The organism is Cupriavidus sp. 01L45 (genome assembly GCF_056399885.1).
Genome location: NZ_JBFTSG010000019.1, coordinates 95,763 through 115,687, shown reverse-complemented (window position 1 = coordinate 115,687; position 19,925 = coordinate 95,763). Strand labels below are relative to the sequence as shown.

General features: G+C 67.8%; 18 protein-coding genes. 13 read left to right on the top strand and 5 right to left on the bottom strand.

Going from position 1 to position 19,925, the window contains the following annotated elements:
* Nucleotides 1–86: 86 nt before the first annotated feature.
* From fliM to fliR, 6 genes are all read left to right on the top strand, one after another.
* Nucleotides 87–1,094: a flagellar motor switch protein FliM gene (fliM, locus tag AC1DT6_RS15305; protein ID WP_045241242.1), complete on the top strand. Its 1,008-nt coding sequence runs from the start codon at nucleotides 87–89 to the stop codon at nucleotides 1,092–1,094.
* A complete protein-coding gene (gene fliN / locus AC1DT6_RS15300; protein ID WP_477114760.1) occupies nucleotides 1,087–1,542 on the top strand; it encodes a flagellar motor switch protein FliN in 456 nt (151 codons plus the stop codon). The genes fliM and fliN overlap by 8 nt, the downstream gene beginning before the upstream one ends.
* Nucleotides 1,539–2,057, top strand: a complete 519-nt coding sequence (fliO, locus tag AC1DT6_RS15295) for a flagellar biosynthetic protein FliO (protein ID WP_477111309.1) — start codon at nucleotides 1,539–1,541, stop codon at nucleotides 2,055–2,057. Before fliN ends, fliO begins: the two co-directional genes overlap by 4 nt.
* Nucleotides 2,058–2,194: 137 nt before the next feature.
* Nucleotides 2,195–2,884, top strand: coding sequence for a flagellar type III secretion system pore protein FliP (fliP, locus tag AC1DT6_RS15290; RefSeq protein WP_200876802.1), 690 nt, complete (start codon nucleotides 2,195–2,197; stop codon nucleotides 2,882–2,884).
* A 36-nt stretch (nucleotides 2,885–2,920) separates the two neighbouring features.
* Complete coding sequence (fliQ, locus tag AC1DT6_RS15285; RefSeq protein WP_035870540.1) at nucleotides 2,921–3,190, top strand: flagellar biosynthesis protein FliQ; 270 nt, start codon at nucleotides 2,921–2,923, stop codon at nucleotides 3,188–3,190.
* A gap of 43 nt (nucleotides 3,191–3,233) precedes the next feature.
* Nucleotides 3,234–4,019 (top strand): flagellar biosynthetic protein FliR, encoded by a 786-nt coding sequence (gene fliR, locus AC1DT6_RS15280; protein WP_441636688.1) that lies wholly within the window; start codon nucleotides 3,234–3,236, stop codon nucleotides 4,017–4,019.
* A gap of 11 nt (nucleotides 4,020–4,030) precedes the next feature.
* Here the strand turns inward: fliR and rtcA are convergent, their stop codons facing one another.
* Together rtcA and AC1DT6_RS15270 are read right to left on the bottom strand one after the other, a co-directional pair.
* Nucleotides 4,031–5,050, bottom strand: a complete 1,020-nt coding sequence (gene rtcA / locus AC1DT6_RS15275) for an RNA 3'-terminal phosphate cyclase (RefSeq protein ID WP_441636686.1) — start codon at nucleotides 5,048–5,050, stop codon at nucleotides 4,031–4,033.
* An 86-nt stretch (nucleotides 5,051–5,136) separates the two neighbouring features.
* Nucleotides 5,137–6,366, bottom strand: a complete 1,230-nt coding sequence (locus AC1DT6_RS15270; RefSeq protein ID WP_441636684.1) for an RtcB family protein — start codon at nucleotides 6,364–6,366, stop codon at nucleotides 5,137–5,139.
* 872 nt (nucleotides 6,367–7,238) lie between these two features.
* Between AC1DT6_RS15270 and rtcR the strand changes: the two genes are divergently transcribed.
* Entirely contained in the window at nucleotides 7,239–8,849 is a 1,611-nt protein-coding gene (rtcR, locus tag AC1DT6_RS15265) for an RNA repair transcriptional activator RtcR (protein ID WP_441636682.1), read from the top strand.
* 47 nt (nucleotides 8,850–8,896) lie between these two features.
* Here the strand turns inward: rtcR and bla are convergent, their stop codons facing one another.
* Entirely contained in the window at nucleotides 8,897–9,799 is a 903-nt protein-coding gene (gene bla / locus AC1DT6_RS15260; RefSeq protein ID WP_441636680.1) for a class A beta-lactamase, read from the bottom strand.
* Nucleotides 9,800–9,875: 76 nt separating this feature from the next.
* Nucleotides 9,876–10,688 carry a class D beta-lactamase gene (blaOXA, locus tag AC1DT6_RS15255; RefSeq protein ID WP_441636678.1) on the bottom strand — a complete coding sequence of 271 codons (813 nt, stop codon included), beginning with the start codon at nucleotides 10,686–10,688 and terminating at the stop codon, nucleotides 9,876–9,878.
* A 259-nt stretch (nucleotides 10,689–10,947) separates the two neighbouring features.
* Here blaOXA and AC1DT6_RS15250 point away from each other — a divergent pair, with 259 nt between their 5' ends.
* The 3 genes from AC1DT6_RS15250 (at nucleotide 10,948) to AC1DT6_RS15240 (ending at nucleotide 15,581) form a co-directional block, all read left to right on the top strand.
* Entirely contained in the window at nucleotides 10,948–12,615 is a 1,668-nt protein-coding gene (locus AC1DT6_RS15250) for a hypothetical protein (protein ID WP_441636676.1), read from the top strand.
* 78 nt (nucleotides 12,616–12,693) lie between these two features.
* Nucleotides 12,694–14,265: a metallophosphoesterase gene (locus AC1DT6_RS15245; protein WP_441636674.1), complete on the top strand. Its 1,572-nt coding sequence runs from the start codon at nucleotides 12,694–12,696 to the stop codon at nucleotides 14,263–14,265.
* Nucleotides 14,262–15,581, top strand: coding sequence for a cytochrome-c peroxidase (locus AC1DT6_RS15240; protein WP_477111307.1), 1,320 nt, complete (start codon nucleotides 14,262–14,264; stop codon nucleotides 15,579–15,581). The genes AC1DT6_RS15245 and AC1DT6_RS15240 overlap by 4 nt, the downstream gene beginning before the upstream one ends.
* Before the next feature lie 42 nt (nucleotides 15,582–15,623).
* Here AC1DT6_RS15240 and AC1DT6_RS15235 read toward each other — a convergent pair whose 3' ends face one another.
* A complete protein-coding gene (locus AC1DT6_RS15235; protein ID WP_477102833.1) occupies nucleotides 15,624–16,196 on the bottom strand; it encodes a hypothetical protein in 573 nt (190 codons plus the stop codon).
* 336 nt (nucleotides 16,197–16,532) lie between these two features.
* Here AC1DT6_RS15235 and AC1DT6_RS15230 point away from each other — a divergent pair, with 336 nt between their 5' ends.
* The 3 genes from AC1DT6_RS15230 (at nucleotide 16,533) to AC1DT6_RS15220 (ending at nucleotide 19,554) form a co-directional block, all read left to right on the top strand.
* Nucleotides 16,533–17,357 (top strand): class I SAM-dependent methyltransferase, encoded by an 825-nt coding sequence (locus tag AC1DT6_RS15230; RefSeq protein ID WP_441633378.1) that lies wholly within the window; start codon nucleotides 16,533–16,535, stop codon nucleotides 17,355–17,357.
* 258 nt (nucleotides 17,358–17,615) lie between these two features.
* Nucleotides 17,616–18,785 carry an MFS transporter gene (locus tag AC1DT6_RS15225; RefSeq protein WP_045241227.1) on the top strand — a complete coding sequence of 390 codons (1,170 nt, stop codon included), beginning with the start codon at nucleotides 17,616–17,618 and terminating at the stop codon, nucleotides 18,783–18,785.
* 73 nt (nucleotides 18,786–18,858) lie between these two features.
* The gene (locus AC1DT6_RS15220) at nucleotides 18,859–19,554 is read left to right on the top strand and encodes a glutathione S-transferase family protein (protein ID WP_441633376.1); all 696 of its coding nucleotides are present in this window, start codon (nucleotides 18,859–18,861) and stop codon (nucleotides 19,552–19,554) included.
* Nucleotides 19,555–19,925 lie beyond the last annotated feature (371 nt).

Below are 19,925 nucleotides of genomic sequence, written 5' to 3'. Positions count from 1 at the left end.
GCGCCAACGCCAGCGCGCGGGCTCATAGGCAATCCGGGCAAATGGTCGCTTTCATTCATCACGGCACTCACGGGGCAGGACACTAGATGGCCTACGACAAGTTCCTCTCGCAGGACGAGGTAGACGAATTACTGAAAGGCGTGTCGGGCGAGACCGACACGCCCGAGGTCGCCGCGCCGGTCTCCGAGGATGGCGTGCGCCCGTACAACCTGGCCACGCAAGAACGTATCGTGCGCGGCCGGCTGCACACGCTCGAGATCATCAACGAGCGCTTTGCCCGCCAGCTTCGCACCCAGCTGTTCAACTTCATCCGCCGCGGCGCCGACATCTCCGTAGGCTCGATCCGCATCGAGAAGTACGGCGACTTTGTGCGCAACCTGCCGGTACCGACGAACCTGAACCTGGTGCACATGAAGCCGTTCCGCGGCACGTCGCTGTTCGTGTTCGACCCCAACCTGGTGTTCCTGGTGGTCGACAACCTGTTCGGCGGCGACGGGCGCTTCCACACCCGCGTGGAAGGGCGCGACTTTACCCAGACCGAGCAGCGCATCATCCGGCGCCTGCTGGACCTGGCGCTCTCCAGCTATGGCAGCGCCTGGCAGGCGGTGCACCCGATCGAGCTGGAATACATCCGCTCGGAAATGCACACCAAGTTTGCCAACATCGCCATGCTCAGCGAGGTGGTGGTAACAACGGCCTTCCATATCGAACTCGGCGCCGTCGGCGGCCAGCTTCACGTCTGCTTCCCGTACTCGATGATCGAGCCGGTGCGCGACCTGCTGATGAACCCGCTGCAGGACGAGGTCGAAGTCGACAAGCGCTGGATCTCTCAGCTGTCGCAGCAGATCCGCGCGGCCGAGGTAGACCTGGTAGCCGAATTTGCCCACGTGGAAAGCACCGTAGCCGATGTGCTGGCGCTGCGCGTCGGCGATGTACTCCCCATCGAGTTGCCCGAGCAGATCTTCGGCAAGGTCGATGGCGTGCCCGTGATGCAGGCTGGCTTTGGCACCATGAACGGCCAGTATGCGTTGCGGGTAGAACGGATGATCAATCACCAAGAAATCGATTCCAACAAGGAAACCGACCATGACTGACGGCAAAGAGGACATCCCGGCCGACCCGATGGACGACTGGGCCAGTGCCCTGGCGGAGCAGACCAGCGCCGAGGATCTCGCCGCTGCCGCCGCGCCTGCCCAGGCCGTCGCCACGCCAGCCACAGCAACGCCGGCCGCCTCCAAGGTCTTCCAGCCGCTGGAGAAGGACACGCCCAGCGCCTTCCACAACGATATCGAGATGATTCTCGATATCCCGGTCCAGCTCACGGTAGAGCTCGGTCGCACCAAGGTGCCGATCAAGACCCTGCTGCAGCTGGCCCAGGGCTCGGTGGTGGAACTCGACGGCCTGGCCGGCGAGCCGATGGACGTGCTGGTCAACGGCTACCTGATCGCCCAGGGCGAAGTGGTGGTGGTGAACGACAAGTTCGGCATCCGCCTGACAGACATCATCACRCMGTCCGAACGCATCCGGAAGCTCAACCGATGAACGCCAGCCCGCGCCGGACCGCCACCGCCGCGCTAGCCGCCGGCGTGGCCCTGGCGCATGCCGCGCCCGCGGCCGCGCAGGCCAGCGCGGTTGCCGCCAGCCCTGCCGGTACCGGCACGGTCGGCAGCGGCGTCGGCGCCGGCAGCCATGTCGGCGTTGGCGCCGCGTCGGGACTGGCGCAGGCCGGCCTCGGCCTGTTCGCCGTCATCGCGCTGATCCTGCTGCTGGCCTGGCTGGCGCGCCGCGCTGGCCTGGTGCGCCATGGCCAGGGCGGCCAGATGAAAGTGATAGGCAGCACCATGCTCGGGGCGCGCCAGCGCCTGGTCATGGTGGAAGTCGGCGACACCTGCCTGGTGCTGGGTGTCAGCGCCGGCGAGATTCGCACGCTCCACACTTTGCCCGCGCAAGCCGCGCACAAGCCGGACCAGAATCCCGGCGGCGCGGCAAGCCAGGTTCCGGCCGGCAGCTTTGGACAAAAGCTGCTGCGCGCCATGCAAGACAACCTGAAGTCATGAATTTCCTGCCTGACGCCCCCCGGCGCTCCCTGCAACACCACCTCCAGTCCTTCCGCGAATACCTCAGCCAGCCCGCCCGGCTTGCGCTCGCGGCCCTGCTGGCCTGCGCGTGCCTCGCGCTGGTGCTGTTGCCGGCCATGGCGCATGCGCAAGCGCTGCCGGGGCTGACCAGCAAGGCGGGTCCGGGCGGCAGCCAGACCTGGTCGCTGTCGGTGCAGACGCTGGTACTGCTGACCTCGCTGTCCTTCCTGCCGGCGGCCATGCTGATGATGACGGGCTTCACGCGCATCATCATCGTGCTGGGGCTGCTGCGCAATGCGCTGGGCACGGCCAGCTCGCCGCCCAACCAGGTGCTGGTGGGACTGTCGCTGTTCCTGACCTTCTTCGTCATGTCGCCGGTGTTCGACCGCATCTACACCGACGCCTACAAGCCGCTGTCCGAAAACAAGCTCAGCCTGGAAGACGCCGCCGCCAAGGCCGCCGCGCCGCTCAAGGCGTTCATGCTCAAGCAGACCCGCGAGAAGGACCTGGCGCTGTTCGCCCAGATGGCCAAGGCGCCCGAGATGCAAGGCCCGGAAGACGTGCAGATGCGTATCCTGGTGCCCGCCTTTGTCACCAGCGAACTCAAGACCGCGTTCCAGATCGGCTTTACTGTCTTTATCCCCTTCCTGATCATCGACCTGGTGGTCGCCAGCGTGCTGATGGCGATGGGCATGATGATGGTGCCGCCGGCCACCATCGCGCTGCCATTCAAGCTGATGCTGTTCGTGCTGGTGGACGGGTGGCAACTGCTGCTTGGCTCGCTGGCGCAGAGCTTCCTGAACTGATCACGGGGCGCCTGCCCCACCCTAGGCCTATTCGCCATGACTCCGGAAACCGTAATGACCATCGCCACCCAGGCGATGAAGATGACCCTGATGCTGTCGGCGCCGCTGCTGCTGGTGGCGCTCGTGGCCGGCCTGGTGGTGAGCCTGTTCCAGGCCGCCACGCAGATCAATGAAATGACGCTGTCCTTTATCCCGAAGCTGCTGGCGCTGTTCGCCACCATGGTGCTGGCCGGCCCGTGGATGATCAACACCTTCGTCGACTACATGCGCGAAGTGTTCCAGGGCATTCCCGCCCTGGTGCACTAAGCCCGGCGCCGCGACTGACCGCGCTTTAGCCAGGCCCGCCGCCGTGCTCTCCGTCACCTCCGCCCAGCTCTACGCCTGGATCGCCGCCTTCCTCTGGCCCATGTTCCGGATGCTGGCGCTGATCGGCACCGCGCCGCTGTTCGGGGAATCGACCATCCCGAGGCGGGCCAAGGTCGCGCTGGCGGCGCTGATGGCGGTGATCATCTCGCCCACCATCGACAAGCTGCCGCTGGTGCCGGTGTACTCGCTCGAGGGCCTGCTGATCATTCTCAACGAGGTCGGCATCGGGCTGGCGGTGGGATTCAGCATGCGGCTGGTGTTCGCCGCCGTGCAGTTCGCCGGCGAAACCATCGGCCTGCAGATGGGCCTGTCGTTCGCCTCCTTCTACGACCGCTCCTCCGGCGGCCAGACCATGGTGCTGTCGCGCTTTCTCAACGTGGTGGCCATGCTGATGTTCCTGGCGATGGACGGCCACCTGATGCTGCTGGCCACCGTCGCCGACAGCTTCGCCGCGCTGCCGATCGCCGCCCAGCCGCTCACCGGCGCGGGCTGGGCCGCGGTGGCGGGCGCCGGCGCCACGGTGTTCTCGTCCGGGCTGCTGCTGGCGCTGCCGCTGATCGCCGCGCTGCTCACCCTCAATCTCGCCATGGGCATCCTGAACCGCGCCTCGCCGCAACTGTCGATCTTCGCGGTCGGGTTCCCGGTCACGCTGGGCGGCGGCATCTTGATGATGATGCTGATCATGCCGCAGATAAGCACCTACATGGGGCGGCTGATCGAGGGCGGATTGAGTACGGTGGGGATGGTGCTGGGGCAGTTTGGACGCTGAGGGCCGGGGCCTCAGGACACCACCACGCGCGTACACCCGGCCAGGGTTTCAAACCCGATCTCCACCGGCAGGAACTTGCCAATCACTTCTGCATTGCTGCGCAGGTGATCGGTTACTTCGTCCACCGTAAAGCTCCCGCCACCCGCCAGCGCCATCGGCAACAGCAGTTGATCGGCCAGGTGCGGGCCCACCGCGCCCTTGCCGGCCAGGTAGGCGCGTGCCTGGCGGCAGGCGGCGCCCGCCACGCTCTCCGCCGTACGGCCCTTTTTGCCGGACTCGCAGAACACCTCGGTAACGTGCTGGTGCGGCAGCGTCAGCAGCACCGCATTGCCCGGCCCTTCCTCGTGCCGCAGGCCGCCCACGTGCAACTGGCTCGCCTCCCATCCCATCAACTCGCCCACCAGGTCAAGCTCGCGCCGCGCCACGTGAAGCGGCACGCCGGCGATCAGCGCACGCGCGTCGGCCACGCCGGGCGTGCCGCGCTCTTCCAGCGCAAGCGCGCACCATGCCGCGCCGGAGCATCCGCTCACTGTCAGTTGGCCCCCGCCCGCGGGATAAAAGCCGTGGCGGCGCAGCGTCAGGTCAGCCGCCGCGCCCATGCGCGCCATCAGCGGCAGCCACGCATCGCGCAGGAAGGTCGCCGAGGGTGCCATGGGGTTGTGGGTGCCGCCCGACAGGGTCAGGGTGAAGCTCTCATCGCCGGGCGCGCTCCACAGCGCGGGCAGCAGCGTCTGCAGCACCAGCGTGCAACTGCCGGCGGAGCCGATGGCGAAGTCGTAGTTGCCGGCGCGCACCGGCCCCGGCGCGAAAGTCAGCGCGGTCGAGCCGATCGCCGCGCCTTCGGTGCGCGCACCGCTGATCGCCTGCGCCGCGACCACGGCGGTCAGGTGCTGGCGCATCAGCCCCGGCTTGCTGCGCCGGGCGCGCACATTGGCGATATGCACCGGCGTGCCGGTCACCATGGCCAGCGACAGCGCGGTGCGCAGGATCTGCCCGCCGCCCTCGCCGTAGGAGCCGTCGATTTCCATCATTGCGTTTACTCGTCTGTTCTTGTTGTTATGCCGGCGCGGCCGGGGACGTTTCCCGTCCCGGTCCGCGCCGGTGGCTTCGGCATCGCTCAGCCCTTCACGCACACCACCTGCTTGAGCGTGTGGACGATTTCGACCAGATCTGACTGCGCCGCCATCACGGCGTCGATATCCTTGTACGCCATCGGGATCTCGTCGATCACCTCGGCGTCCTTGCGGCACTCCACGCCTTCCGTGGCGCGCCGCTGGTCGTCCACCGTAAAGTGGCGCTTGGCTTCGGTCCGGCTCATGGTGCGGCCCGCGCCGTGGCTGCAGGAGCAGAACGACTCTTCATTGCCCTTGCCGCGCACGATGTAGGAGCGCGCGCCCATCGAGCCCGGGATGATGCCGAGTTCGCCGGCCTTGGCGCTCACCGCGCCCTTGCGTGTCACCAGCACGTCTTCGCCGAAGTGGCGCTCCTTCTGCACGTAGTTGTGGTGACAGTTCACTGCTTCCATCTCCGCCGCGAAGGGCTTGCCGATCACGGCGCGGGCGGCGTCCAGCACATTGGCCATCATCAGTTCGCGGTTGCGCCGCGCATACTGCTGCGCCCACTCCACCGCGAACACGTAGTCCTCATAGTGCTGGCTACCTTCCACCAGATAGGCCAGGTCGCGGTCCGGCAGGTTGATGAAGTGGCGGCGCATATCCGCCTGTGCCAGCTCGATGAAGGTATTGCCGATGGCATTACCCACCCCGCGCGACCCCGAGTGCAGCATGAACCAGACCGACTGGCTCTCGTCCAGGCAGACTTCGATAAAGTGGTTGCCGGTACCCAGCGTACCCAGGTGGTTGCGGTTGTTGGTGCGCGTCAGCTTGGGGTACTTCTGCGTGATCCGTTCGAAGCCGCCGGCCAGGGCGGCCCAGCTGGCATCCACCGTATCCGGTACTTCGCCCCAGGCGCCCTTGTCGCGTCCGCCGCGGTTGTTCGAGCGCCCGTGCGGCACGGCTTTCTCGATGGCGCTGCGCAGCGGGCCCAGGTTATCGGGCAGGTCGCCGGCGCACAGCGTGGTCTTGACCGCAATCATGCCGCAACCGATATCCACGCCCACCGCCGCCGGGATGATGGCGCCCTGCGTCGGGATCACCGAACCGATGGTCGAGCCCTTGCCCAGGTGCACGTCCGGCATCACGGCCAGGTGCTTGAAGATGAACGGCATCTGGGCGGTGTTGGCGAGTTGCGCGCGGGCGCCCTCGTCGACCGGCACGCCGTGGGTCCACATCTTGACCGGACGGCCCTTGCCGGTCCGGAATACGTCGTAATTCTCCTTGGAGGTCATCTCTGCTTCTCTCTTTGCCTTGCGGCGGGACTACGCTGGCAGTGGCCAGCAAGATACCAAAATAAGTGGGCGACTAGTGGTTGTGGAACCGGCGCTCTATCGTTGAGCTACGCTGCCCCGGCCAATCCGGTTTAGCGGCGGGACTCGCACCCGCAACCTCCTCATTACCAGTGATGTAGTTCCACAGGCATTCGCCCGTCAACCTGAAAGAATGCGGCTCCGCCACGACGAGGATCGGCCGGATTGACGCTGCCGTCCTGCGCAGCAGCCGGAATCGAACCGGCAATCACCAGATGTAATCCTGGCCAGCATTCGTGGCAAGTCCGCATACCGCAGGCGCCGCGCGGGGCGCTTGGGGTATGCAGGCTCGGGGGCGGCAACCGGCGACAAGGGTCAGGACAGACAAGCCTTGGATGTAGTCTGCCCGGCATTCGCCGGCCACCGCCGAACTTCACAACCTCACAATTTCACAAGCTTTCGACTTCACAGGTTGAGCGCCGAGATCTCGCCCACCCAGTGCCCGGCATGCAACTGCCCGGCGGCGAAGGCGGCAACGATCGGGCGGCCACGCTGGCCCTGGAACAGATTGGTATTTGCCATTCGCATTCTCCCTGGAGACTAGTGTGTTGCCGGTGCGGGCGGTGGCGTCTTGCGCCTGGTTTGGCTGCCGTTGGCTTTCGGCCCGCACCGTATTCGATGGTCTCTATTCAGCAATCGGTGTGCCAGGGCACGGCCGGCTTGGGCACAAAGCCGGCAAGCCATTGATATAAATAGATTTTTCTTCGACAGATGGAAAATGAATGCCGGATTTTGGCTTGTTGAAGTGCCTCTATTTATATATATTTATCTAGCTATATATAAATTAAGAGAACATGAAAAAAGTCGTCATCGGCTTCATTGGCACGCAACTCGACCGCGGCAAGGGCTCCGCGCGCTGGGAGAAATGGCGGCCCACGGTCGCACTGTGCCAGCACGAAGACCTGCTGGTAGACCGCTTCGAGCTTCTCCATACGGCCCGCCACCGGACGCTGGCCGAACAGGTCGCGGCCGATATCGCCAAGGTTTCGCCGGAGACCGAGGTCAGGCTGAACCTGCTGGCGCTGGAGGATCCCTGGGATTTCAGCGAGGTCTATGCCTCGCTGCATGAGTTCGCGCGCGGCTACCGCTTCGATACGGAGCGCGAGGATTACTGGGTGCATATCACCACCGGCACGCACGTGGCGCAGATCTGCCTGTTCCTGCTGACCGAGGCGCGCTACCTGCCGGCCTGCCTGCTGCAAACCTCGCCACCCTTGCGGCAGGCCAGTGGCCAGCCGGGCAGCTATGCCGCCATCGACCTCGACCTGTCCCGCTACGACCAGCTCGCCGCGCGCTTCTCGCGCGAGCAGCAGGACGCGGTATCGCTGCTCAAGTCCGGCATCGCCACCCGTAATCCCGCCTTCAACCGCATGATCGACGAGATCGAGCGCGTGGTGCTGCGCTCGCGCGCGCCGGTGCTGCTGACCGGCCCCACCGGCGCCGGCAAGTCCTTCCTGGCGCGGCGGGTGTTTGAACTGAAGAAGGGCCGGCATCAACTGAGCGGCGGCTTCGTGGAGGTGAACTGCGCCACCATCCGCGGCGACGGCGCCATGTCCGCCTTGTTCGGCCACGTCAAGGGCGCCTTTACCGGCGCGCAGGGCGAGCGCACGGGCTGGCTGCGATCGGCCCACCAGGGCCTGCTTTTCCTGGACGAGATCGGCGAGCTGGGGCTGGATGAGCAGGCCATGCTGCTCAAGGCAATCGAGGAGAAACGGTTCTTTCCCGTGGGCGGCGACAAGGAGGTGCAGAGCGATTTCCAGCTGATCGCCGGCACCAACCGGGACTTGCGCGTGGAAGTGCGCGCGGGGCGTTTCCGCGAGGACTTGTTCGCCCGCATCAACTTGTGGACTTATCGCTTGCCGGGGCTGGCCGAGCGCCCCGAAGACGTGGAGCCCAACCTGGATTACGAGCTCGCGCGCCAGGCACGCGAGCTCGGCAGCCAGGTGCGCTTCAACAAGGAGGCGCGCCTGGCGTGGCTGGATTTCGCGGTGTCCCCGCAGGCCTGCTGGCGCGGCAACTTCCGCGACCTCGCGGCTTCAGTGACGCGCATGATGACGCTGGCCGACAGCGGCCGCATCAATGCGGCCGCCGTGGACGCGGAGATAACGCGCCTGAGCGAATCCTGGCAGGACGGCGGCGACGAACAAGAGAACGGCAAGGTGCCCGGCCAGCCCCTGGCACAAGCGCTGCTGGACCCCGCCGTGCTGGCCGCCACGGACCCTTTCGACCTGGTCCAGCTCGACTACGTGCTGGGTGTGTGCCAGCGCAGCCGTAGCCAGGCCGAGGCCGGGCGCCAACTGTTCGCGGTTTCGCGGCTGGGCAAGAGCAGCAGCAACGACAGCGACCGGCTGGCCAAGTACCTCGGCAAGTTCGGCCTGACGTTCGCCGCCGCCAGCCGGGCCTGAGGGGCGGCCCCCGTCCTCTGCGTGAGGAAACGAAGCACGAAGCCCGCTCAGGCCATGCCGGCCTGGCCAATCGCATCGGCCACGATCCGCGCGGCCGTTGCCAGCACGTCGTTCCGATATGCCGCGTCCTTGTCGCCTTGCGTGAAATAGATCGCCATCACGACAGGCGGCTTTCCGGGGGGCCACGCCACGGCAATATCATTGGCCGCGCCGTAGTCGCCGGAACCGGTCTTGTCCGCCACCTGCCAATCCGCCGGCACGCCGGCGCGGATGCGCGTCGCGCCGGTCGTGTTGCCGCGCATCCATGCCACCAGCCTGCCGCGTTCCGCCGCGCCCAGCGCATCGCCCAGCGCGAGCCGTTGCAGGCTCCGCGACATCGCCGCGGGTGTCGACGTGTCGCGCGGATCGCCCGGTATCGCCGTGTTGAGTTCGGTCTCCCAGCGGTCGAGCCGGAACGCGTCGTCGCCGATCGAGCGGGCAAACGCCGTCACGGCGGCGGGACCGCCAAGTATCTTCATCAGCAGGTTGGCAGCCGTGTTGTCGCTGTACTGGAGAGCGGCCGCGCAGAGCTCCGAAACCGTCATGCCTTCGCCTGCGTGCTTTCCGGTGACCGGTGAATACGCAACGAGTTCGTCTTTCGTGTAGGCGATGCGTCGTTGCAGCAGTCCGCTTTCCGCCGCGCTGCGCTGCAGGATGGCGGATGCCGCGAGCACCTTGAATGTGCTGCAGAGCGGAAAGCGTTCGCTGGCGCGGTGGCTGATCCGCGCGCCGTTGGCCGTATTCAGCGCCGCGACCCCAAGCCGCCCGCCCGCTGCGGACTCGAGAGCGGCAAGGCGGTCTTGCGCCGCGGCGCTCCCCCCGGCTCTGCCTGCCAACGAGGTACAGGCGCTGGTAAAAGGAACCGAAGCAGCGGCAAGCAGCAGCGTGCGGCGAACGGGTGAGTGTCTCATCTGTCTTTTCCTGTGATGTTGGAACGGATGCCATTTGCCATTCCGGCTGACATGGCATCCGTCGGATGCGGCGGCCTTAGCGGGAGGCCAATAGTCCCGGCAGCTCCTGCATGAACGCTTCCCGCGTGCGCAAGCCGGCGCCGACCGACTCCTTCTTTTCATCCTGGGTCAGGCGGGCAAACACCACGCTGCGGCCCGCCTTCGTCGCCCAGCCGACAAACCATCCATAGCCGTGGTTCCAGTCCTCGGACCCATTGGCCAGGATCGGAGCGCCGGTGCCCGTCTTGCCGTGCACGGCCCATCCGTCCGGCAGCACGCCGATCGCCATGATCCGGCTCGTCATGTCGTAAGCATGCGCGGAGACGGGCAATTTGCGATTGACCACCTTCGCCAGGAAGGCGACCTGCTCCAGCGGCGAGATCCTCAGCGACGAGCTGAGCCATGAGTGCGTCAGCCCATTGTGCTTCCCGGGGTCCCCCGACACATCGCCGTTTCCATATTGAAACTCGCCCACATAGCGCCGGAAGCGCGCTTCGCCAAGCTGTTGCGTCAACTGCTGCGAGTACCACACGACCGAAGTCTTCATCCAGCGTTCGGGATCCGTTGTGACGCGCTTGGCGGGATTGCTCTCGCGATACTCCGCACGAAACGGCATGGCCGGCGCATGCTCGTCCACCAGCAGCCCCGAGTCGAAGCCCATCAGGCTCAGGGGCACCTTGAACGTCGATGCGGCGGTCACGCGCTGGCCGCAGGTGCCCTCCTGTTTCAGGATCTTGCCGCTGGCGGCGTCCGCCATTACCGTGCAGAGCACTTCCGCACGGGCCGTTGAGACCGAGAGCGCCGCGCATAGCGCGGCCAGGATTGCGGTTTGCTTCAAGATTCTCTCCATTGTTCTTAGTAGTGATCGGAGCCACCCCGCGCCGCCGTCGCTGCGAAGAAGTGGCGGTCCCTGCAGCCGTGCCGGTGACGTGCCGGGGTACGAACATCGGCAAGGGAGCACGGGATTGCTGGCCAGGCCTGGCGAACGAAGCGGAGCATAGGAGTCCGGCGGCACGCCGCCAAGAGCATTTGCTGTAACCTGTGTAACCTGCGCGTTCCGGCGGTGCTCGCCGAAGGCGCCCACGGCCCTCCAATCGATCCGCGAACGCATGCCCCAGCCCTCCCTCACCATCGAGTTGTCCGCGCCCTTTCGCGTCAATGGCGAGCCCGCGCGCTACCAGAGCCTGTGGCTGCTCGCCGCGGTCTGCCTGGCCGCGCGCAAGGGCGCCACCGGCGTGCCAGCGGTTCTGTTGCGAACGCGCTTTCCCGACGCCGCCAATATCCGCATGCTGGTCTCCCGCGCCTTTGCCGATTTCGCGCGCTGGGACATCCCGGTGGGCTGGGGGCCGGATCGCAGCCAGTGCGCCGCCGGGCTCAACCCGGCGCACCGCAGCCGCGGGCCGTTCTGGATCACGCCGGCGGCCTGCAAGCGCCTGCGTTTCACCGTGGACGGCCGCCGGGCCGGCGATGCGGCGCTGGCGCGCTTCGTGGGACCGGCCACGGGCGCCGCGCAGCGCGCCGGCAAGGGGGGCGATGGAAATCCCGGCAGCCCCGGTAATCCTGCCGTCGACTACGTGATGCGCGACATCAGCTACTGGAGCCACCTCACGCAAGCCATGCGCGGCATGCAGGACGGCGTGGGCGTTGCGGGGGGTAGCGCCAGCAACGGCGTGGCCAACGCCCTGCGCGCGGCACAGCGCTGCGCCACCGACGATTTCCAGCACGCCTTCGCCCTGCTCAAGGAGAGCCTGGCGTGGCGGCGTGGCGACGACCTCGCGCGCAGCCGTGCGGCGCTGCAGCGCTTTGACCGCATCGTCGGCACCGGCACCGTGGATACCGCCCTGCCGACCTTCGCCGCCATGGCGCGCGTGGTGCGCGCCTGGGAGCGCTATGCCGGCAACCAGATGGAAGCGGCGCAGGCCGAGCTGGAGAGCCTTGCCGCCGACCCCGCGCTGCAGCCGGTGGTGCGCTACAACCCGCGCGTGCGCTTTGAAACCCTGAACCTGGGCGCGCTGATCCACAAGACCGTGGCGATCCGCGACATGGCCACGCAGCCGGAGGCAGCCCGGCAGGCCGCCGAAGCCGCCGTGGCAGGCTTCTCCGGCGCGCTGCAGGCCGCGTACGAAGCGGACTCGGTAGATGCCGCGCAGCACGTGGCCGCCAATCTCGGCCTGTGCCTGTGGCTGTTCTGGAACCATGCCCTGATCGACCCGGCGCGCCAGTGGCCCGCCGGCCAGGTGCAGCGCCAGTCGGTGCGCTGGCTGGGCTTGTCGGAGTGGATCTGCGACCGCTTCGGCGCAGGCGGCGGCTCGGCGTGGAACATCATCTTCCTGCTGCGTATCGCGCGCGGCAACTGCGCGCAGGACGGCGGCGGCACGCTCAAGGCGTTCCGCGCGCAGCGGCCGCTGCTGCTCGACGAAGCCGTGGACGCGCTGCGCCCCTTCCATGCGCCGTTTGCCCGCGCCAAGGGCTTTATCAGCTGGTCTTCGCTGGCCGGCTTCGCGCTGAACGAGCACGATGCCGGGCACGTGCATTACGGCGCCCTGCAACTCGCCAACCTGCTGCTTGAAGCCAGCTGGTTCCACACCTTCGAGCACGGCGACACCCCCGCCGCGTTTGCCACCGTGGAGCGCCTGGCCGGCCTGCTCGGCAAGCTGCGCCCGGCGGAGCGCCGCTTCTTCCATGCCGCCATCACCGCGCTGCCGCGCGAACTGCAGCTGGCCGCGGCTGAAGCCACGCGCGCCGCCCGCCGCGGGGGGCCAGGGCCGCGGCGCTGACACATAACGTTCATCGCGCCGAAACATCCCTTCCGTATATTTCCGCCTCGCTAACAAAGCGGACAGGGAGATATAACAATGGGCAACCCCAAAGCGAACCGGCGCGCCGGAGCCGCCACACGTGTCGGCATCGGCGCGATCCTGGCGGTGCTGGCCACGGCAGCGGTACTGCACGGCTGCGGCAGCGACAGCACCGACGCGGCAGCCGCGCCGGTGGCTCCGGCCGCCCCCGCCGCTCCCGCCGCGCCGGTCGTGCCGGCCGGCGATGCAGCCAGCACCAGCGCCAACATCCAGGCCGCGTGGGTAGAGATCGGCGACAGCAACCAGGCCATCGCCCGCGTCATCACCAGCTATGTCGCGCCGGCCGCCGCCGCGGGCAGCGCACTGCCGTCGAATGCGCTGTGCCCCTTGCTGACGGTAGATGGCGTGCAGCAGCGCATGGCGCTGCGCGTGGTCGCCGGCACCATGCCGCTGCGCACCACCGCCAGCGCCGCTGCCGACTCCAAGCCATCGGACTTCCCGGTCTCGGTGTGCGAAGCGACCCTGCCGGCCAATGCGGCCGCCGCCAGCGTGGCGGGCCAGACACTGCCGCTACCCAAGGCCCAGCCGCAGCGCGTGCTGGTGCTGGCCGACACCGGCTGCCGCCTGAAGAAGGCGGATAACGCCTACCAGCCTTGCAGCGACGGCACCGCGTGGCCGTTTGCCGCGCTCGCCGCCACCGCCGCCGGCATGAACCCCGACCTGGTCCTGCATATCGGCGACTACCACTATCGCGAAAACCTCTGCCCGCCCGATATCGCCGGCTGCCAGGGCACGCCGTGGGGCTATGGCTGGGATACCTGGCAGGCCGACCTCTTCAAGCCCGCCGCCGCGCTGATGGCCAAGGCACCGTGGGTGGTGGTGCGCGGCAACCATGAGGAATGCGCGCGCGCCGGCCAGGGCTGGTTCCGCTTCCTCGATCCACGCCCGTACTCGGACGCGCGCTCCTGCAACGACCCGGCCAACGACGGCAACGCCAACTACTCCGAGCCCTACGCCGTTGCGCTCGGCACCGGTTCGCAAGTCATCGTCTTTGACTCGGCCAAGGCCGGCAAGACCGCGCTGCCCACCAACGACCCGCAGTTCATCGCTTACCAGAAGCAGTTCCAGACGGTGGGCTGGCTCGCCGCCAGGCCGGGCATGAGCACCACCCTGTTCACCAACCACCATCCCATCCTGGCCTTTGCGCCGGTGGCGGGCAACAACCCCGCGCCGGGCAACCTGGCGCTGCAGTCGGTGATGAGCAACGCCAACGCCCAGGCTTATTACCCGGTCGGCGTGCACGTGGCGCTGCACGGCCACGTGCATGACTTCCAGGCCATCAATTTCGCCTCCGGCCACCCGGCCACCATCGTGTCCGGCAACGGCGGCGACAACCTGGACGTAGCGCTGCCCGATCCGCTGCCGCCCGGCACGATTCCCGCGCCCGGCACCGTCATCGACAAGATCACCCATCACAGCAGCTTCGGCTTCGTGATGATGGAGCGCAACGCATCGCCCGCCACCGGCTGGACCTTCAAGGCCTATAGCGTGGCCGGCAAGCTGATGGCTACCTGCGTGCAAACCTCCAATACGCTGGCTTGCGACAAGACCGGCTTCCTGGCGCCGTGAGCGCAGCCACGCGCGCCGCCATCGCCCTTCTGGCCTGCGTTGGCGGTGCCTGCCTGGCGGCGCCGCCGCCCGGCGTGGCGCTGACGCCGGGCGCCCCGCCCGCGGGCGTGGTGGCGACCATCGGCAACGGCACGCCAAAGGTCACCGCCAAGGTGGACCCCACCGCCGCCGTCTTCCGCCCCGATCCTGGCCTGGCCGCGCTGGGCAAGCGCATCTTCTTCGACGCCCGCCTGTCGGAGCCGCGCGGCACATCCTGCGCCGCCTGCCACGACCCGGCGCGCGCCTTCGCGCCAACACTGTCGCCCGCCGCTCTGGCCGGGCCGCACGTGCCCCAGGGCAGCCGGCCCGGCCGCTTCAGCCTGCGCAACGCGCCGTCGCTGCTTTACGTGCGCTACATTCCACGCCGGCACTTCTACCAGGACAACGACGCGCCCTACGCGTCGCCCTTCGGCGGCCTGTTCGCCGACGGCCGCGCCGACACACTCGCCGAGCAGGCGCGCGGCCCCTTGCTCGATCCCAACGAGATGAACAACGGCACCCCCGCCAGCCTGCTGCGCAAGGTCAAGGGGACCGGGCTGGCACCCGCGCTGGCCCGGCACTTCGGCGCCGCGGTACAGACCGATCCCGAGCAAATGGTGAGGGCGCTGGGCAAGGCGCTGGAGGCCTACCTGCAGAGCGATGAGATGGCGCCCTTCAGTTCCCGCTTCGATGACTACCTGCGCCACCGCACGCCGCTGGCACCGCAGGAAGCGCGCGGCCTGGCCTTGTTCAAGAACCCGGACAAGGGCAATTGCATGAGCTGCCACACGCTGGCGGACACCGCCAGCCGTCCCGAGCGCTCGCTGTTTACGGATTTCGGCTACGACGCCATTGCCGTTCCGCGCAACCGCGCGCTGGCCGCCAACCGCGACCCCGGCCATTTCGACAACGGCTTGTGCGACAGCGCCCGCCGCCTGCGCTGGCCCGAGCCGGAGCAATGGTGCGGCTATATCCGCACGCCCGGCCTGCGCAATGTGGCGGTGCGCCAGAGCTTCATGCACAACGGTGTGTTCACCACGCTGCGCGATGCGGTGGCGTTCTACAACACGCGCTCGACCGATCCGGGCAAGTGGTATCGCGGCGCCAGGACCTTCGACGACGTGCCGGCGGCCTACCGGGGAAACATCAACATCAACTCCACGCCGATGAACCGGCGCGCGGGAACAGCCCCGGCCATGACCGAAGCGGAGATCGACGATCTCGTGGCATTCCTGCGAACGCTGACCGATGCGCCTTATGCCGGCCTCATGCCGGGCGCGGCGGCGGCACAGCGCTGACCGGCCCGGCTACACGCTGCGCCGCGGCAGCGCCAGGCTGCCTCACGGCGCCGCGCAGACCGCGTCCGCTTCAAAGCCGCGAAAGACCTGTTGCGTAGGATCGGGCGTTGTTGCGATGGCGCCGCCCTCTGCCCGGACCAGCCGCAGCACCTGTCCGCCGCAACTCTTCGCGGCGGCATTGCGCTGAAAGCGGAACTCATACTCCCAACCTGGCAGCGGCACAAAGGAAATGCCCACCGCGCAGCGGTAAGGCTGGTCGTCGGCGGCCGATGCCGCCATCGCGGTCAGGTAGATCCGATGGCCTGCCAGCAACCACCGTTCGCGCGTGCGGCCGGGGGGCTCCGGCGAGATCCCCACCATCGCCAGGCCGGGTTCCCTCCCCATCGCCGTGATCTGGTTTCCCGTCGCGGCCAGCAAGAGCGGCTTGGGCGGCTTGGGACATTTACCCGCATCCACCACGCTGAAGGTCGTGTTGTCTTCCGTGTTGGTCAGCAACCGCACACGGGCGGCGGGTGCGCCGGTCTCGACCCGGTAGTGGGACACGCAGCCGGTCAGCGCGAGCGCCAGGAGCGATGCCGGGCCCAGAGGGATAACGGCTTTGCAGACTTTCGACATGGGAATGCGGGAAAGTTGGCTGTTGGCAGAGCATACGCGCATTGATTCGCCATGCGCGTCCACCGGATGCCCGATGGCGCCAGCCGCGATCCGCCAGGTACAGGCATGTTTGACTTAGCGCTTCCGCAGCGCGACGGCGTCCCGACGATCACGAACTGCGCGTCGCCGGGGATGCGGTCAATGGCGCCGCGATTGTCCGGTCCGGGGGCCCGGCCGCCATTCCGGGAGGACTTGCCGCAAGTAAAGACCTGGCGCAAAGTGAGCGACACGCACGGATGCCCGCGCCGCAAGCGCAGCATCGGTCACCGTGCGCAGCTCTCGCCAACGGAGGTTCCCATGGCCGGTTCAGCGCAATCCTTCCAGGAATTCGAACGGGCTGGCTGGGAGGACCCCGCCACCGTCTCCGGATACGACGAAAACCTTTCGGGCGTCACCATCCAATCCATCGGCGCACTGCTGGATGCGGCGGCCGTTGGCGACGGAACACAAGTGCTGGATGTCGCGACCGGCGCGGGCTATGTGGCCGACGCGGCGGCGCGGCGCGGCGCGCATCCGGTGGGCATCGACTTCGCGGCCGCGCAGGTCGGGATGGCACGCCAGCGCTATCCCGCGCTGCGCTTCGAACAGGCCGATGCACAGGCGCTTCCGTTCGAACCGGGCACCTTCGATGCGGTCGTCAACGCCTTCGGCATGTGCCACCTGCCCGATCCCGACCTGGCGCTGCGCGAGGCCTTGCGCGTGCTCAAGCCCGGCGGGCGCGTGGCATTCACCGTGTGGGACGTGCCGGAGCGCGCCGTGGGATTCGGGGCGCTCTATGCCGCCGTGCGCGCCCACGGCACATTGGATGTCGGCCTGCCGGCGGGACCGAACTTCTTCCTGTTCAGCGATCCGGATGCGTGCGCAAAGGCGCTGCTCGGCGCGGGCTTTGTCTCCCCCTCCTGCCGCCAGGTGCCGCAGAGCTGGCGCATGGCGACGCCCGACCAGCTCTTCCAGATGGTCGCGGCGGGAACGGTGCGCGCATCTGCCACCCTGCGTGCGCAAAGCCCGCAAGCCAGGGAAGCCATCCGCGCAGCGCTCCGGGACACCGTTGCCGCCTATGTCAGCGGCGACGCCTTCGACGTGCCGATGCCGGCCCTGCTGGCAACCGCAGTCAGGCCATAGCGCGAACGCCGGCGCCGCGCAAAGGGTCGCTTAAGCAGATCCAAATTGACTTCGATTTCGTTCGGAACTACCCTCGGTTGAGCCATTGACCCAGCCCTGAGCGGCTGTTCACGTGTGTTCGCATCTGTTCGCGGCTGCCCAGGGCGAGCCGGCATAAGAGAACAACAAGACAAAGACAACAATAGAGACAGCCCCACCGTGCCTCCCCGCCTGACCGACCTCCGCCCCGTCCTGCCGATCCTGCTCGGCRCCTCCGTGATGCTCAGCCTGGCCATGGGCCTGCGACAGAGCCTGGGCATCTTCATGCCGCCCCTGACCAGGGACATCGGCATCTCGGTGTCGGACTTCACGATTGCGATTGCGGTGCAGAACCTGGCCTGGGGCCTGCTCCAGCCGCTGGCCGGCGCGTGGGCCACGCGGGTAGGATTCCGGCCCCTGATGATGAGCGGCTCGCTGCTCTATGTGCTGGGCCTGGTGCTGCTGGCCACCGCCCACGGCATCGTGGGCGTGACGCTCGGCGCCGGCGTGGCGATCGGGGCGTCGATGGCCTGCACCGGCAGCGCCATTTCCATGGCGGTCGCGGCACGCCCGGTGCCGGCCGCCTTGCGCAGCACGGTGCTGGGCATCGTGTCGGGCGCCGGCTCGCTCGGGGCCCTGGTAGCCGCGCCGATCGGGCAAATGGTGGCGCAATCCTACGGCTGGCGCGTGGGCCTGGCGGCCTTTGTCGTGCTGGCGCTGGTGATGCTGCCGGCCGCCTGGTTTGCCGGCAAGGTGGATCGCCTGCCGCTGCCCACGCCGCCGGGCGGCGTGCAGCAAAACGCGCGCGAGGCGCTTGGCACGGCCTTGCGGCACAAGGCCTTCCTGGTCATGGGCGCCGCTTATTTCGTCTGCGGCATGCAGCTGGTTTTCCTCACCACGCACCTGCCCTCGTATCTCGACGTCTGCGGCATGGACCCCATGCTCAGCGCCAAGGCCCTGGGCGTGATCGGCGGCTTCAACGTGCTGGGCAGCCTGTTCTTCGGCTGGGCCGGCGGCCGGGTCAACAAGCTCATGCTGCTCGGCACCATCTACACCGTGCGCTCGCTTGCGCTGACCTGGTATTTCTCGTCCGCGCCCACGCCCGGCAGCACGCTGGTGTTCGCCGCGGTGATGGGTTTCCTGTGGCTGGGCGTGGCACCGCTGGTGGCAGGCTGGATCGCCGAAACCTTCGGCCTGCGCTGGCAGGCGATGCTTGGCGGCGTGGCATTCTTCAGCCACCAGATCGGCAGCTTCGTCGGCGCATTTGGCGGCGGGCTGGTCTACGATGCGCTGGGCTCTTATACTCTGGCGTGGCAAATCGGCGTGGCGCTGGGACTGTCCGCGGGACTGACGCAGATCGCCTTCGCGTTTGCCACCCGGCCGCGCCCGCCGCAGGTGGTCGCCACGTAAGCGGCCCCGCCCGGCAGCCCGCCACGGGCGCCGGCATCCCGGCTGCGGCCGGAACGACAAGGAGGCAACCATCATGGCCCTGACGCTCCATGCTCATCCGCTGTCCTCTTTTTGCCACAAGGTGCTGATCGCGCTTTACGAGAACGGCACGCCGTTTTCCACCCATCTGGTCAACCTTGGCGAGCCGGACTCCCGCGCCGCCTTCCTGGCGCTCTGGCCCATCGGCAAGATGCCGGTCCTGCGCGACGACAGCCGCGGCCTGACAATCCCGGAAAGCACGATCATCATCGAGTATCTCGACCGGCATTACCCCGGCGCGCGCCCGTTGCTGCCCGCCACGGACGACGAGCGCCGCGAGGTTCGGCTATGGGACCGCACCTTCGACCACTACGTGCACATCCCGGTGCAGAAGATCGTGGGCGACCGGCTGCGGGCCGATGGCGAGCGCGATCCGCGCGGCGTCGCGGACGCGCAGGCCACGCTGCGCACTGCCTATGACATGATCGAGCAGCACATGGCGGACAGGACCTGGGTGGCGGGCGAGCATTTCACCCTGGCGGACTGCTCGGCGGAGCCGGCGCTGTTCTATGCGGGCATGGTGATGCCGTTCGCGCAAACGCATCCGCGCCTGGCCGCCTATGCGGAGCGCCTGTGGGGCCGCCCGTCCGTGCAACGTGTCATCGCCGAAGCCCGCCCCTACTTCCACCTGTTCCCGGTCAAGGGCGCCATCCCGGCGCGCTTTCTCCGGGACGAGCCGCCGGTTGCCTGATCTTCCCTGGGGACGCCATTCGATGTCGGCTGCCGCAATAAGACGCGAGTCCGGGAGCCGCGGGCCGGGCAATGCGTCGGCGCGGCCGGCCGGCCGGAGCCGCCTCCCGAGACCGCAAGTGACGTGTGCGACAGGCAGGCCTGCCCAGCGCTAGGCCATGAGCACCGCCCTGGTGCCTAAAGCCGGGATAGGGCCGCAATGGCCCTGCTACTCCGGGCTTTGATCCGCTGCTGTGCTCCTTAATATGCGGGCACGTGTTCTGCGGCGCGTGATCCGTCCCGCTTGCTGACTCTCCGATTTTTCGATTTGCTGGGTGGCGGCGCCTCGTGGGTACCGCCAATTCGTCCTCATCGCCCCGAGTGCGCTCCCGC

What these genes read in the sequence shown, in the direction of transcription:
- fliM (WP_045241242.1), top strand. Translation starts at nt 87, where the DNA reads ATGGCCTACGACAAGTTCCTCTCGCAGGACGAGGTAGACGAATTACTG.
- fliO (WP_477111309.1), top strand. Translation starts at nt 1,539, where the DNA reads ATGAACGCCAGCCCGCGCCGGACCGCCACCGCCGCGCTAGCCGCCGGC.
- fliP (WP_200876802.1), top strand. Translation starts at nt 2,195, where the DNA reads ATGGCGCATGCGCAAGCGCTGCCGGGGCTGACCAGCAAGGCGGGTCCG.
- fliQ (WP_035870540.1), top strand. Translation starts at nt 2,921, where the DNA reads ATGACTCCGGAAACCGTAATGACCATCGCCACCCAGGCGATGAAGATG.
- rtcA (WP_441636686.1), bottom strand. Translation starts at nt 5,050, where the DNA reads ATGATGGAAATCGACGGCTCCTACGGCGAGGGCGGCGGGCAGATCCTG.
- AC1DT6_RS15270 (WP_441636684.1), bottom strand. Translation starts at nt 6,366, where the DNA reads ATGACCTCCAAGGAGAATTACGACGTATTCCGGACCGGCAAGGGCCGT.
- rtcR (WP_441636682.1), top strand. Translation starts at nt 7,239, where the DNA reads ATGAAAAAAGTCGTCATCGGCTTCATTGGCACGCAACTCGACCGCGGC.
- bla (WP_441636680.1), bottom strand. Translation starts at nt 9,799, where the DNA reads ATGAGACACTCACCCGTTCGCCGCACGCTGCTGCTTGCCGCTGCTTCG.
- blaOXA (WP_441636678.1), bottom strand. Translation starts at nt 10,688, where the DNA reads ATGGAGAGAATCTTGAAGCAAACCGCAATCCTGGCCGCGCTATGCGCG.
- AC1DT6_RS15250 (WP_441636676.1), top strand. Translation starts at nt 10,948, where the DNA reads ATGCCCCAGCCCTCCCTCACCATCGAGTTGTCCGCGCCCTTTCGCGTC.
- AC1DT6_RS15245 (WP_441636674.1), top strand. Translation starts at nt 12,694, where the DNA reads ATGGGCAACCCCAAAGCGAACCGGCGCGCCGGAGCCGCCACACGTGTC.
- AC1DT6_RS15235 (WP_477102833.1), bottom strand. Translation starts at nt 16,196, where the DNA reads ATGTCGAAAGTCTGCAAAGCCGTTATCCCTCTGGGCCCGGCATCGCTC.
- AC1DT6_RS15230 (WP_441633378.1), top strand. Translation starts at nt 16,533, where the DNA reads ATGGCCGGTTCAGCGCAATCCTTCCAGGAATTCGAACGGGCTGGCTGG.
- AC1DT6_RS15225 (WP_045241227.1), top strand. Translation starts at nt 17,616, where the DNA reads ATGCTCAGCCTGGCCATGGGCCTGCGACAGAGCCTGGGCATCTTCATG.
- AC1DT6_RS15220 (WP_441633376.1), top strand. Translation starts at nt 18,859, where the DNA reads ATGGCCCTGACGCTCCATGCTCATCCGCTGTCCTCTTTTTGCCACAAG.